Origin of the sequence: endosymbiont of Galathealinum brachiosum, from assembly GCA_003349885.1 — a bacterium.
Classification (GTDB): Bacteria; Pseudomonadota; Gammaproteobacteria; order SZUA-229; family SZUA-229; genus SZUA-229.
In genome coordinates this window covers 928,674-942,359 of sequence record QFXC01000011.1, presented here as the reverse complement: position 1 = coordinate 942,359, position 13,686 = coordinate 928,674, and the positions used below count along the sequence as shown (strand labels likewise).

12 protein-coding genes are annotated in these 13,686 nt (G+C 38.9%); 3 read left to right on the top strand and 9 right to left on the bottom strand.

Annotation, left to right across the window (positions count from 1 at the left end):
* Positions 1 to 246: 246 nt before the first annotated feature.
* Complete coding sequence (locus tag DIZ80_12795; GenBank protein RDH83128.1) at positions 247 to 1,443, bottom strand: tyrosine--tRNA ligase; 1,197 nt, start codon at positions 1,441 to 1,443, stop codon at positions 247 to 249.
* A 32-nt stretch (positions 1,444 to 1,475) separates the two neighbouring features.
* Between DIZ80_12795 and DIZ80_12790 the strand changes: the two genes are divergently transcribed.
* From DIZ80_12790 to DIZ80_12780, 3 genes are all read left to right on the top strand, one after another.
* A complete protein-coding gene (locus DIZ80_12790; protein ID RDH83127.1) occupies positions 1,476 to 2,612 on the top strand; it encodes a capsular biosynthesis protein in 1,137 nt (378 codons plus the stop codon).
* A 144-nt stretch (positions 2,613 to 2,756) separates the two neighbouring features.
* A complete protein-coding gene (locus DIZ80_12785; GenBank protein ID RDH83126.1) occupies positions 2,757 to 4,217 on the top strand; it encodes a peptidase M23 in 1,461 nt (486 codons plus the stop codon).
* Positions 4,217 to 5,332 (top strand): anhydro-N-acetylmuramic acid kinase, encoded by a 1,116-nt coding sequence (locus DIZ80_12780; protein ID RDH83125.1) that lies wholly within the window; start codon positions 4,217 to 4,219, stop codon positions 5,330 to 5,332. The genes DIZ80_12785 and DIZ80_12780 overlap by 1 nt, the downstream gene beginning before the upstream one ends.
* An 18-nt stretch (positions 5,333 to 5,350) precedes the next feature.
* On the opposite strand, the gene DIZ80_12775 is transcribed toward DIZ80_12780, so the two are convergent.
* From DIZ80_12775 to DIZ80_12740, 8 genes are all read right to left on the bottom strand, one after another.
* Complete coding sequence (locus DIZ80_12775) at positions 5,351 to 6,292, bottom strand: energy transducer TonB (protein ID RDH83124.1); 942 nt, start codon at positions 6,290 to 6,292, stop codon at positions 5,351 to 5,353.
* Between the two features lie 2 nt (positions 6,293 to 6,294).
* Positions 6,295 to 6,804, bottom strand: coding sequence for an RNA polymerase subunit sigma-70 (locus DIZ80_12770; protein RDH83123.1), 510 nt, complete (start codon positions 6,802 to 6,804; stop codon positions 6,295 to 6,297).
* Between the two features lie 13 nt (positions 6,805 to 6,817).
* Positions 6,818 to 7,315 carry a biopolymer transporter ExbD gene (locus DIZ80_12765; GenBank protein RDH83122.1) on the bottom strand — a complete coding sequence of 166 codons (498 nt, stop codon included), beginning with the start codon at positions 7,313 to 7,315 and terminating at the stop codon, positions 6,818 to 6,820.
* A gap of 11 nt (positions 7,316 to 7,326) precedes the next feature.
* Positions 7,327 to 7,953 carry a flagellar motor protein MotA gene (locus DIZ80_12760; GenBank protein RDH83121.1) on the bottom strand — a complete coding sequence of 209 codons (627 nt, stop codon included), beginning with the start codon at positions 7,951 to 7,953 and terminating at the stop codon, positions 7,327 to 7,329.
* A 133-nt stretch (positions 7,954 to 8,086) separates the two neighbouring features.
* Positions 8,087 to 8,392, bottom strand: a complete 306-nt coding sequence (locus tag DIZ80_12755) for a hypothetical protein (GenBank protein RDH83120.1) — start codon at positions 8,390 to 8,392, stop codon at positions 8,087 to 8,089.
* Entirely contained in the window at positions 8,389 to 8,985 is a 597-nt protein-coding gene (locus tag DIZ80_12750; protein ID RDH83119.1) for a hypothetical protein, read from the bottom strand. The genes DIZ80_12755 and DIZ80_12750 overlap by 4 nt, the downstream gene beginning before the upstream one ends.
* Complete coding sequence (locus DIZ80_12745) at positions 8,966 to 11,800, bottom strand: hypothetical protein (GenBank protein ID RDH83118.1); 2,835 nt, start codon at positions 11,798 to 11,800, stop codon at positions 8,966 to 8,968. Before DIZ80_12745 ends, DIZ80_12750 begins: the two co-directional genes overlap by 20 nt.
* A 1-nt stretch (position 11,801) precedes the next feature.
* Complete coding sequence (locus DIZ80_12740) at positions 11,802 to 13,685, bottom strand: hypothetical protein (protein RDH83117.1); 1,884 nt, start codon at positions 13,683 to 13,685, stop codon at positions 11,802 to 11,804.
* Position 13,686 lies beyond the last annotated feature (1 nt).

Genomic DNA, 13,686 nt, shown 5'->3' with positions numbered 1-13,686 from the left:
CGTTTTTCAGTAACCTGTAAAGCGTTTTCTTTAACTTTCCTTGCCGTCTTTTTCGTTTAACCTTTCAGCTAACGACCCGTTTGCCTTAACGAGGAGGCGCATTCTACAGCTCTGGTTCTAACCGTCAACACCTTTTTCACATTTTCTTAACATTATTTTTTAATCATCAATTACACAATCAAAAGCACTTCTAAAAACAGCCCTACAGGGCTATATTTCGGCCCGCATTGATCATTAAATAATCACTTATTTTAATGTGATTTTTGCTATTTTCTTCTTGCCTGCCTGAATGATATACACACCTGCAACCAACCTGCATTTAGCATCCACCACTTCCCAGTCAACTTTTACGCGCCCATTCGTTAACATATCTTTTGCCTGTGCAGAGTTTTGTGCGAGGTTTGTTTTATTAATGATTGCAGATACAGGCATATCATTCTGCTCACCAAGCTCAACCTCCAGCTCAGGCGTGCCTTCTGGCAGCTCCCCATCTTTAATAATATTGCCAGCTGCTTTATCTGCATTCGCGGCAGCCTCTTTACCATGAAATCTTGTGATCAGTTCTTTTGCCAGTTCAATTTTTATTTCTTTCGGGTTTCTGCCCTTTTCCATTTCCTGCTTCAGATCATCTATTTCAGAAATTGAACGGAAACTTAATAACTCATAATAACGCCAGATAAGCGAATCCGGCATTGATACTATCTTGGTAAACATTTCACCCGGCGCATCAGTAATGCCTATATAGTTATTTAACGACTTGGACATTTTATTAACGCCATCCAGCCCTTCCAGTAACGGCATCATAATAATCGTTTGTGGATCCTGGCCGTAATGTTTCTGCAATTCACGGCCCATCAATAAATTAAACTTCTGATCCGTACCACCCAGTTCTACATCAGCGTTCATTGCAACTGAGTCATAACCCTGCACTAACGGATACAGAAACTCATGTATTGAAATGCTTTGCCCGGCTTTATAGCGCTTTTTGAAATCATCACGCTCCAGCATTCTGGCCACTGTCTGCTGCCCCGCCAGCTGAATCATTCCTGCGGCACCCAGTTTTGACATCCACTCGGAATTAAAGACTATCTTTGTTCTGTCTTTATCAAGAATTTTAAATACCTGCTGCGTATAGGTTTCAGCATTAGCCGTTACCTGCTCTTCCGTTAATGGCGGTCTGGTCGCACTTTTACCCGTCGGGTCACCAATCATGCCGGTGAAATCACCAATCAAAAACAAAACTTCGTGACCCAGTTCCTGGAACTGCCTCAATTTATTAATTAAAACAGTGTGTCCTAGATGCAGATCTGGTGCCGTTGGATCAAATCCCGCCTTGATTTTAAGGGGCTTTCCCGACTCCAGTTTCTTAACCAGCTCTTCTTCGACGAGAATTTCTTCGGCGCCGCGTTTAATTAACGCCAGTGATTCGTCTACGGATGGCATAATGTCTCCACATTGTTACAACTTAATAAAGCATGGTCTTATACAAGAGCAACCTTAATATGGCAATAGCTAAACTACACCTTTTAGCAATACTGATTATTTCTTTACTACTTAGCGCGTGCTCACAGGAGACCGAAAGCTCCCTGTATAACAAGAAACTTCCTCAAACCAGTATCACAATCGTTGCGGTAGGTGACATTATGCTTGGCGGTACCGCGCAGGAAATATTAATGGAAGAAGGTTATGACTACCCCTTCAAGAACGTAAAATCTCTATTCACAGATACAGATATAGCTATTGGCAATCTTGAAGGACCATTAACATCCATTTGCAACAGCGATATGGAGCTCGACAAAACATACGTTTTTCGTTCACCCGCCCCAAAAGTAGCCCCCGCCTTAAAAAAAGCCGGCTTTAATATATTAAATCTGGCAAATAATCATATTCTTGATTATGGCGTTCAGGGCATGAATGACACAATTGACGCACTAAATAAACACAACATATATAGTGTAGGTGCAGGTGAAAACAGTGCAGCAGCCCGTTCAGGCACAATCATTGATACAGCCAACGGGAAACTGGGGTTTCTAAGTTACTCCCTCACCTTCCCTGAATCATTCTGGGCAACCGATGAAAAAGCCGGTGTTGCGTTCGGTCACGAAAAACAGATAACAGCTGATATCAAACGCCTTAAAAAATCAACTGACAGTGTCATCGTCTCTTTTCACTGGGGTAGAGAAAAAATCACTGAACTCAGACCTTATCAGCCCAGGTTAGGTCGGGCGGCAATTGATGCGGGTGCGTCAATTGTGCTGGGGCATCACCCTCATGTTTTACAGGCAATTGAGCAATATAATAAAGGCCTTATTATATATAGTTTGGGTAATTTCGTTTTTGGATCTTATAGTCAGGATGCAAAAACAAGCGTAGTTGCCCGCATCACACTTAATAATGGTCAGTTTTATAGCGCCGAACTCACTCCTATTAACGTTTTAAATACTGAAGTTGTTTTTCAACCTCAAATTCTCCAGCAAAGTGCCGCTATAGGGGTTATAGAGCACATAAATACGCTCTCAAAAGCCTCAAATACTCGATTAGATCAACTAAATTACCGTGGATACTTGCATGCATCTGAAAATAAAATACAATCTTTAGCCCGCAATAATTGATTTTCCTCGTTTTTCGAGCTATTTTACCTAAGAAATAAACATAAAAACTTATATAAAACCGTGAATTACAATAACTTTATAAACAAAGACTTTCGAAATCACTCGCAACCCGAGAAGCAGCAGCGCCATCCAGCACTGCGATGGATGCTTTTGGGGGCAGGCTGCGCAGTGATTAGTGTAGTGCTTGCCAGCACCGGTACCACAGAAGAAGACAGCATTGTTCTTGATGAAACCGACATTATTCAGAGTATAGATTCAGATATTACCGAAGCTCAGAAGGCAACCAGCAGCATTCAACTAAAGCTGCCTGAACTATCAAATTATGAAGCGACAAAATCAGGCTCGGGCCATTCTACCTATCGCGTAATTAAAAACACCACCATTACAGATGAGAGCATTACTAATGATAATGCAGAAAACACAGAGAACATAAAAACAATAAGCACTACACCTGTGGCAGCTGTTACTAAGAACAACACAGTCACTGACATCGACAATCCCGAATGGCAATCACTTAAAGTAAAACGTGGTGACAGTTTATCTCTATTATTTGATCGTGCAAAAATCAAACCTGCCCAGTTACTCAAATTAATGAAACTGGGCAAAGCCACCAGCGAACTAAAACGTATTCACCCGGGCGACACCATTAAAGTCATTAGTGACAACGAAGGTAAATTATTATCACTAAACTACCAGATAGATGGTGTGAGATATTTACAGGTTGAACGTGAAAACAATGATCTAACCGCTAACATCCTTAAACATCACATAGAAGTTCGCAGTGCTTATGCAACAGTCGAAATTGAATCATCGTTATTTTTAGCTTCAGCTAAAGCTGGGCTTTCACAAAACACCACCATGGAACTGGCCAATGTTTTTGGCTGGGACATCGATTTTGCATTAGATATTCGTAAAGGCGACAAGTTTACGGTCATTTATGAAGAACGATTTAAAAATGGCAACAAAATAAAAGATGGAAATATTCTAGCCGCAGAATTCATTAATCAGGGCAAAGTATTTCGCGCACTACGTTACACCGACCCTGTCACTAACTTCACAGGTTATTACTCTCCAAACGGGCACAGTTTACGTAAAGCCTTTTTGCGTAGCCCTGTTAAATTTAGTCGCATAAGTTCACGCTTTACCACCAAACGTTATCACCCGATTTTGCATAAATTCCGCTCTCATAAAGGCGTTGATTATGCCGCGGGAAGAGGCACACCTATACGCGCATCTGGTGATGGGAAAATTATTTATAAAGGTAAAAAAGGTGGCTACGGCAGAACCGTTATCATTAAACACGGTAGTCGATACACTACCTTATATGCGCACATGAATAGCTATAACAGAAAAATTCGTTCAGGCGGACGCGTTAAGCAAGGGCAGGTTATAGGTTATGTCGGCTCTAGCGGCTTAGCATCTGGCCCGCATCTACATTACGAATTCCGCGTTAACGGCGTACACCGTAATCCGTTAACGGTAAAATTCCCTAGCACTAAACCAATTCCAAAACGCTACCGCGATAACTTCGAGTTAACCACTAGCAGTTATCTTGCACAGCTGGATGTACTATCTCGTAACGCACTGGCATTAAACGACAAATAATGTCAGAGCTTTATATTGGCTTAATGTCAGGCACCAGCATGGATGGTATCGATGCTGCGCTGGTAGAGTTTAAAAACAGTCAAATCAAACTTGTTAGTAGTCACAGCCACCCTATTCCGAAGTCACTAAAAAAAAGCTTACGCCAATTAAGCCTGGACTCCACTGAGGCCAGTATTGATATGCTTGGGGAAGCAGATACTCACCTAGGTTTAGTGTTTGCAGAAGCAGTTAAAAGCTTACTCAATGAAGCGGGTATAAAAGCAGAACAAATAACAGCTATTGGATCACATGGCCAAACCATACGACACCGCCCGGATTTACAGCATAATTTTTCGATGCAAATTGGTGACGCCAATCGAATCAGTTATTTAACAGGTATAACAACAGTCGCAGACTTCCGTCGTAAAGACATGGCCGCTGGTGGGGAAGGTGCACCATTAGCCCCCGCATTTCATCAACAGGTCTTTCACTCTGAAAAAGAAAACCGGGCCATATTAAATATTGGTGGTATCTCTAATATCACTTTTCTACCAAAAGACGATACACTGAAATGCTTCGGCTTCGATACTGGCCCGGGAAATATGTTAATGGATGCGTGGATTCAAAAACATAAAAACAAAAGTTATGATAACAATGGTTTGTGGGCCGCAAGTTCCACACCCAACCAAACTTTAGTCAATGCGTTAATGCAGGATGCTTTTATTTCCACAAAACCACCGAAAAGCACCGGACGTGAACACTACCATCTAGACTGGTTAGAACAACAGCTACAGCAAGAACACTGCGAACTAGACGAAAACCAGATACAGGCAAGTCTATGCCAGTTCACCAGTGACAGCATTATTTACGCCATCGAAAATTTCCTGCCTGAAATAGATACTTTAATTGTTTGCGGTGGTGGCGCACATAATTCAAATTTAATGAATCATCTATCTGAAAAATTAATGCAAATTCGACTCGCTTCTAGCGAAGATTACGGCATACACCCTGACTGGGTTGAAGCCATTGCGTTTGCCTGGCTAGCAAAGCAAACCATTAACAATAAACCGGGGAATTTACCTGCGGTTACAGGTGCAGAAACAGCAATCGTACTGGGCGCAATATACCCAGCTTAAACACGTTATAAAATATAACTACGATGGAAGAAAATCGATAGGGTATTTAACTGTCACCTTCGCAGCATTGCTCGGCTTGAAACGGAACAACTTCACACGCGCTATCAATTTTCTTTCTAATTTTTTGTTATTCAGGTCACTTGATAAAATTCTTGCTTTTATTACCGTTCCATTCGATGCAATAGTTAACTCAATAACAACCTTACCCTGTAACGTAGGATCTTTTCTCAGTGCTCTATTGTAAATAGTATAAATTGCACTCTTATTCTTCTGGAACACCTGCTCAATTTCATACTGTGGACGTATTACCTTTCCGCTCTTATTACGTTTTACAGTCTTTTTAGCCGAGCCTGTCGCAATATTACTACTGACTTTAGCTGTTTGTCGTGATGATAATTTTCCACCACCAGTTGATCGACTCAACTGACTATTTTTAATGCCTCCACTGCTTTTCATTGCCGTGCTACTAATAACTGCCGGACTACTGAAGTCTTTAGTTTTGGTTTTTCCTGCTTTACTTAACGACTGATCTTCAATATCTGAAAGATCAAATGTATCACGTAGGTCATTCAATTCAGAAGCCATAGACATAAGACCACTAGTAGCAGCCGTTTTTCTAGCCACTTTCTGCTTTTTATTCAGCTTCTTTTTAACCGGTTTTTTTAACGGCTTTTTAGTTTTTGGTTTTTCTTTAACTTTGGGCTTAGGTTTAGCCTTAGGCTTCACCGGTTTAGGAATTGGCGGCGGTAATTTCCGTTGTTCCATTATTAACTTTGCTAAGCGTGGCGAAACTGTTTTTAAATCTTTTTTAACTGGCTCAGAGGTAGGTAAAAATGGCACAGCGATGCCAAACAACGTAAAAAACACAACGCTAGCCAGCAGTATTTTTAAAAAACGCCGATCATTTGCACTTTGAACCCAGGGTAGAAAGGGCTCATCCCAGGTATTAATTCGTGACATACTCAAGTTTTATCTGCCGCTTTTTTATTAACTGCTAAAGAAATATCTGTAAAATTAGCAGCCGCACTGGTAACCATTATCTTTTTAAGCAAGATATAAGGAACATCCTTATCACCCATAATAGTGACACCCTTTTTAATTATTCTCTTAGCCTCATCAGTATTCTTACTCTGCTTTAACTGCTTTTTAAGCGCCTCCATTAATGGCATAACAACATTGTGATTACTTTTAATTACCCTGTCGATGCTGGCAATCTTTTTTCCCTGAATCAAAATATCATTATTACCTATGATAATAACTATATTTTCCTTAGGAATTTTTTCTGCCGTTGATAAAGGTAATTTTATATTTTTCGGTGTCGGCAGAATATCTGAATTTGCCGCACTCACTAACAGAAAAAATACTAAAATTGTAAAAATATCCATTAACGAAACCATATTTAGCGACGCATTCTTATCAGATCGACGCGCATGGTGTCGCTGCATTCTTTTCGCTCTGCTTGATTCTCTCATCTTTTAATCCTGGTTACTTTTTAGCCGCATCGCCAATGGAGATGGCCGGAAACAACTCAGCAACAACTACTTCACCATCCTGTAACGTTTTAAACTCACGCACAGAGTCCATTACCTGCACTAACGTTTCATAAGATGTATACGGCTCAGATAGTATCGATATATTTGTTTTTTCTGGAAATTTAAATTTAATAAGTCGTAACGTCTGGTTCAGTAACACAAAGTTATAACCACTCTTTGTGATTGGAATATGCTTTATCATTCCACCTTGCGTATCAGATAAATCCAGTGCATTTTTACGCACTGTCACCTGTAATTCAAAATCAGGCTTTTTTTCACCCGGCTTAGATTCACCCATACCAGGCAATTTAAGATCGAGTATATTAATGCTGGTAAAAACAGCGCTCATTAATAAAAACGGCACGAGCACAACCATCAGATTCATAAAAGCTGTAATATCCAGCTCGACCTGTGTCGATTTTTTAATTCGTTTATGGCGTCTTGCAGGCATAATATGTACGCTTATTGTTTGATCATTATCAGATTTATAAACTTAATCGTCGCCATTTCAAGGCTATCTACAATTTCAGTTGTTTTCGTCTGTAAAATCGAAAAAATAATTATTAGAGGAATAGCAACTGCAAGCCCGAATGCCGTCGTGTTCATCGCAACAGAAATACTACTGGATAATATTTCTGCTTTTAAAGACGGGTCTACCTGCGCAACTGCTGTGAATGCCTTAATCAAACCAGTAATCGTGCCGAGTAATCCTAGTAAAGTAGCGATATTTGCAAACATTGCTAAATAATGCGTGCGTTTTTCAAGTCTGGGAATAATTTCCATCAGGCTTTCTTCCATTGCCATTTCAATCTGATCACGCTCAGGTTTTATCTTTAAGCGAGTAAGCCCCAGATTTAACATTTGACAGATGGCCACTTTTGATCGCGATGTAATTTGATACACCTGATTAAGATCTCCTTCTTTTAACAATGGCATTAACTTTGCCAATAAACGTCGATTATTAATTTTAATCGCAGTTAGATAAAAATATCTCTCAACTGCAATAGCCATTCCAAAAGCGAGCACTGCCAGTATGGGATACATAAATGACCCACCGGTTTGCATAAAGTTGACTATTTCATCGTACATTTTTATCTCCAGTATAATTCTTTGTAGATAGCAACCTTCCTCAGGCACTAATATTTTTTACAGTTATTCTTTTTTATTTAACTTTTAAACTTATAGACTTAAATAATATCAATCACATTGTGCTTTAATTTTATTACTTTTGCACCTTTAGTTCAGCCTGCAATACGCCCTGCTGCTTTATTACCTGCTTATAATATTGTCGCCTTAATATAGTCTGGCGATCAAGCGGCTGCAATGCATCATTTATTAAACTAGAAAGCGGTAACTCAACCATTTCAGGAAGATTAGCCTGTTTCCATGGCAATATATAAAGGACATTCGGTAATTCTTTGTTTCCAATTATCGACATAGCCTCCATATCAATACGCTCTTCTGCATTGACCAGATGCGCCATCATTAAAGCACATACCACAATAATTAATTTTATTATATTTTTCATGGTTTCTTACTCTTCGCTATGCGGCGTTTTACTTCAATAATCCACTTAGAAACTTTAGCGTCTTTTTTATCAATTTTTGACTGATATATTTCATACTGTTCTAATGCAGCCTCTAACTCATATAAATACAAATCCAGTAATATGCCGTAATTCAAATGCGCAATAGCATAATCCGGATTCAACTCAAGCGCTTTCTTATACATCGTCGATGCTGAATCGAAATCGCCATTTAAACGAGCAATAACCCCGAGATGATTATAAGAGGTCGCATTATCAGGGTTAATTTCTATCGATTTTTTCAAACTCTTTTCTGCAGCAGTACGATCTTTTGATTTTAGTTGCTGCAGTCCCATATTAGTATATGCAGGCGCAAAAGCCGGGAACTCAACTATCGATTGCTTAAATAAATTAATCGCCTGCTTTGAATGCCCTTTTTCAGCTGCTTTTAAACCATCAATATAAGATTTAGGAACATCATTCCACGCCTCATCCTGTTTTGGTGAAACTGAGCCCCCATTAATTGATGCACAGGAACTGAGCGTTAACAATAAAACACCAGTATAAAATAGTGAACTAATGCGTGATAAGAACATAAGACTCTATCTTTTCATGTTTAGAATACTGTATAGGCTGAATACTTCTAAGAACAGCCAGGCTCTTCTTTATCCATTCGTCATAAATATTCTGCTTAGTACGTTTTGCATTTATGCTATGAATATCGACAGACTTCTCCTCAAAAGGATACGCCTGTTCTTCCAGTAAAATATCATATTGCTCAAGCTCGTCTACAGACAATCCTTTAGGGCGCTGCGACTCCATTAAAGAATGCGCCAGATGATTATAAATTTCACCCATCTGGTATGTTGATGCCGTCGAGAATTCCGCGACTTTATAATCCATTACTTTCTTTAACGATTTAATCGCTATCTCCATTCGTTTCTTCTTATTACGTAAGTTTTTCTTTAATGGAATACTAAGTTTAACTTTTTGAAATTGCAGTATAACTGGTTGCGCCAACTCAAATGAAGCACTTGCAGCTAGATATCGACTCCTGTCAGTCCGTTGTTTCCCGCCTCGTTTTTCTGCGGAAACTAACTTATTTAACCATGACTTTCTCTGTTTTGCTGGTTTCTTCGTTTTATAATATTCACTAACACGATGATGCGCTTCAATAGACTGCAAAAATGGCTTTGAATACTTTTTAATATATTTTATATATATGTTGTTAGCTTTTGTCTTCTGACCTGCTTTTTCATACATTTCAGCAGTTTGCCAGAGAAGTTTTCGATGATCCTCTGGCTTCTTAGCAAAACCGGCTAACACTCCCAACTCTTTAGCGGCTTTATCAAAGTGACCAAGCTCTGTATACGCAACGACTAGTTTAGTACTAATACCCTGAGCGAACTGCATCCCCGATGATGGCGCCATACGCATACTTTCGAGTATTGAACTTGACGTTGCCCAGTCATTCATTCCCATATAAAGTGTAGCTGCATCATATTCTGCAGTAGCACGTATACTGGATGATGGAGCGGCTTTACCCACTCTCAGAAAGGCGATAGCTGCCAGTTTATTCTCGCCTTTTGCTTTATGTATTTCAGCCTGCTTATAAATACTTGCTGCCAGTTTATCGGTTAATTCGGCTCTTAACTTTAAGTCATTTTTATTTTTTCGCGGTACACGGCGAATAGCCACAGCATAGGCTTTTTCAGCTTCGACATACAGCTCAAGTTCATATTGTGCATGAGCATAAACAATCCAGGCCGTTCTCTTCAAATCAACCTGCGTAATTAACTGATTATCAATAATGCGTTTAGCAAACTCGGTAGCGAGCACATAATTTTTAGCCTGTAATAAATTTTCTGCTGTTTTGGTAATAACGGCTGGTGCATGTTTATCTTCAGGAAAGGTATTACTAAAGCGAATCGAACTATTCAATGATTGCTGTTTCAATTGTACTAACTGTTTCTGCTTAGGCTGTTTCAATAACACATTATATGTTAACAACGCAGCATAACCCGCTTCTGCACTTTTAGCATGAGCCGGATATTGATAAGCTGATTTCTCATATTCTACAAGCGCCTGTTTATACGAGTGCGAATCATAAAGCGCATCAGCATATAAAAAATTCATATTGGCCGCTTCTTTTTCTTTTGGGAAAGAATTCAGAAAGGTTAGATACCATGTGGCAGCAATTTTGTAATCTTTCTGTTTTTTAGATTTTCTAGCCTGAGCATGGAAGTGAAAAGACAGCTCACGAACATGGCGTATTAAATCAGGCCTGATTACAACTCGATCTTCAAGCTTTTGCTGTTTCCAGTATTTCGAGCCAATACCATAGTTTTTTACATAAAGAATTTTACTATTTAGAATTTCACTATTTAACTTACCGTCCTTATACGCCAGTAGCGCCAAAGAATGAAAAGATGGCGACAATACACTCATTGGGTATTTTTTAGTAAAAGCCATAAAGGTATCTGCAGCATCTGAATAACGCTCTTTTCTGGTATAAAGTCGACCTAGTTGCTCATAGATCAATGGCAGATATAACTTATCACCCCTGTCTTTAAATAATGGCGCTATTGTTTTATAACCATTCAGATATGACAACGAAAGACTCGTCACACGTAGTGAATCAATGATAAAATCTTTTTCAGAACGATTAACCGACGCGGTAATTCCATATTGATCTATTTTCTGCTCTGCTTCCTTTATATCAAGCAGAGATAAATAAGTTTGCAACGTTTCATTATAGTGTGACTGTTTAAACTGAGACCAGCCTAACTTATAAAGCGCTTTCTCATATAAAGGTGACTGCTGATATTTCGTAACAATAACTGCATACGCCTGTTCAGCCTGCTCAAACTCCTGATCTACAAATAATATTTCACCTCGACGGAACTGCACTTCATCTATATGTCTTGATTCAGGGTAATCTTTAACAATTTCATCCATAGCCTGCATTGCTTTGTCCATTTCACCAACAAGTGAATAAGCCTTTGCCAGCTGATAAAGTATCAGATCATTTTTTTCATGGCCTGGATATGTTCTAAGATATGTATTGTAATGCTCAATTGACGATAGCTTTATTGCCTGAATAGCTGCCTCGTCAGCACCACCACCTACGCCATGCACTCCATGCCGTTCTTCTTCACTAATTTCCAGCTCCAAGTCTGCAATACGTCTTAAGGCTTCACCATAATGTGTTTTGAATTCAGTTTTTTGCAGGTATGTCTGATACTGCTCTATAGCATGGAGACGCTCAGCCGATACAGTGCTTGCCAAAGGGTAATCTATAGGACTGATTACCAGGTCTTTTACCGTGATTTCTTTCTTAACTTCATTTCCACACGCCGTCACAATAAACACCAGTAACAACAGAATTCCTTTTTTCAATGCAGCGTTCATATCATTCACGCTCCATTAATGAATCATACAAACGCGCTTTAGCATATAAAGCTCGATCATGATAAAGCTTTATCTGATTACGATGTAACCTGAGGTCTTCAAGCGCAATAGCACGCAATTCACTTTCATACGATACAATTGCAATATCTATTTTCTTTTTTAATTGTTTTATATGCGCTTCTTTGTTCGCAATTCTCACTTCAAAACCTGAGAAATCTGATGGTGCTGTTTTCCATGCCGACTCTAGTGATGACATTGTATCGCTCATCTCATCGGTCGCTACATTAAGCTGCTTAAGCTGTTTTCTTACTGCCCAAATACGAACAGGGTAATCCGTATCAACTTCCCAGACCATTCTACCTTTCAACAAACGAACTTTATTCTTAATTTCAACAGTCTCTTCATCCTGAGTTTTTAACTGCCCAAGATGGCTATCTCCTTTATCTAATAACTTCAGATATTCAGCTTCTTCAGCTGTTAATAGCCTTAAAGATTCCTCAGATAATTCGATCTTTTTTATTTGATCCGCTAATTTCCTGCGCTTGTTAATTAAAACCTTAATCCTGTTTAAACTATCATCATCCATTGTTTTAGATAATTTATTTTTATAAGTTTTACGCTTCTCACTCAGTATCATCTGTAATGCTGGTATATTATTTTGCCAGTGATTAAGCATATATTTCAGATGAACGACTTCCAGATAAGACTTAACTTTATACTGGTAGTCATTTGATGATAACAACGGCAATAAATACCGTGTTAATAGAGGATCAAGATTTTTTATTATACTGACTGCAGAAGTTATTTCTTTACCCAGGCTTCCCTGATTTAACTGTTCGATAAATGCAGAACTCTTTATAAACTTTACTAACTGCTGAGTTTCATCCAGTTGAAACTTATAACTATCTAGCGCCAAAACATAATGATGTAAAGCCTGGTCTTTCAGTTCCATTTTCTCAAATGCATATGGAATTGAAATAAAAGCCTCCTGAACTGCCAGATCTGACTCTGTCTGACTTGATGCCAGATGCATCCAGGGAATAACCGCCTCTTTAAACTCATTTTCACGGTAGCGGGCCCAACCTATTCCAAGCAGTGCTTTATTTGTTTCAATACCTTTTAATCTAACTTCATTAAAGTACTCGATTGATTTTTCAGAGTCACCATCCCTAAGCGAAACATAAGCCAACGCTAAATTCGCCTTATCTTTCAGAATACGCTTTTCATAATCTAACGAATCATCAATGGCAAGTTCAGCTAAAAGATCAAAACCTTTCTCTACATTATCTTCTACAGGATGCTGTATTAAACGACTCGCTACATTGAATTTCGCATACCCCTTCCAGACAGATTCAGATGAAAAATATTCCAGTGTTTTCTGAGCCTGGAAAAAATCATCATTTTTGAGAAAAATAGCATTTAGTAAAAATAACTTTTCATCTTCACTTTCTAACTGAAGCCCATCTTTTATCTCTACAAACTGTTCTTCTGCCAGTGAAAAAAGCCCATCGTTATAATGATTTTTTCCTAACAAAAAACGTGCCTGATCCTGGATAGTAATGGGCATTCCACCGCTTTTATTTCCAAGCAGTTTATTAAATGTCTTAGCAGACTGCTGATGCAGGTCATACGACAGATAAAGACCACCTAACAAAAGAGAGGGATTATTTTCATCTGATTTTATTCGCTGGTAATGCTCTGCTACCAATAAGTCGGTTATCGCTGAAAAATATTTTTGCTGAAAGAAGTCAAATAACGCAACACCATACGCAAGATCTTCTACGTGATGAACTGATTGATTATCAGCTCGTGCACTATATCCACATACATACCCGAAAGTAATGCATGCAATAAGCAATATTCTAATAAGGAGTCTATGCAACATA

Coding starts and splice junctions, on each gene's coding strand:
- DIZ80_12780 (RDH83125.1), top strand. CDS start 4,217: ATGTCAGAGCTTTATATTGGCTTAATGTCAGGCACCAGCATGGATGGT.
- DIZ80_12795 (RDH83128.1), bottom strand. CDS start 1,443: ATGCCATCCGTAGACGAATCACTGGCGTTAATTAAACGCGGCGCCGAA.
- DIZ80_12750 (RDH83119.1), bottom strand. CDS start 8,985: ATGTTCTTATCACGCATTAGTTCACTATTTTATACTGGTGTTTTATTG.
- DIZ80_12785 (RDH83126.1), top strand. CDS start 2,757: ATGCTTTTGGGGGCAGGCTGCGCAGTGATTAGTGTAGTGCTTGCCAGC.
- DIZ80_12790 (RDH83127.1), top strand. CDS start 1,476: ATGGTCTTATACAAGAGCAACCTTAATATGGCAATAGCTAAACTACAC.
- DIZ80_12775 (RDH83124.1), bottom strand. CDS start 6,292: ATGTCACGAATTAATACCTGGGATGAGCCCTTTCTACCCTGGGTTCAA.
- DIZ80_12755 (RDH83120.1), bottom strand. CDS start 8,392: ATGAAAAATATAATAAAATTAATTATTGTGGTATGTGCTTTAATGATG.
- DIZ80_12765 (RDH83122.1), bottom strand. CDS start 7,315: ATGCCTGCAAGACGCCATAAACGAATTAAAAAATCGACACAGGTCGAG.
- DIZ80_12760 (RDH83121.1), bottom strand. CDS start 7,953: ATGTACGATGAAATAGTCAACTTTATGCAAACCGGTGGGTCATTTATG.
- DIZ80_12745 (RDH83118.1), bottom strand. CDS start 11,800: ATGAACGCTGCATTGAAAAAAGGAATTCTGTTGTTACTGGTGTTTATT.
- DIZ80_12770 (RDH83123.1), bottom strand. CDS start 6,804: ATGAGAGAATCAAGCAGAGCGAAAAGAATGCAGCGACACCATGCGCGT.
- DIZ80_12740 (RDH83117.1), bottom strand. CDS start 13,685: ATGTTGCATAGACTCCTTATTAGAATATTGCTTATTGCATGCATTACT.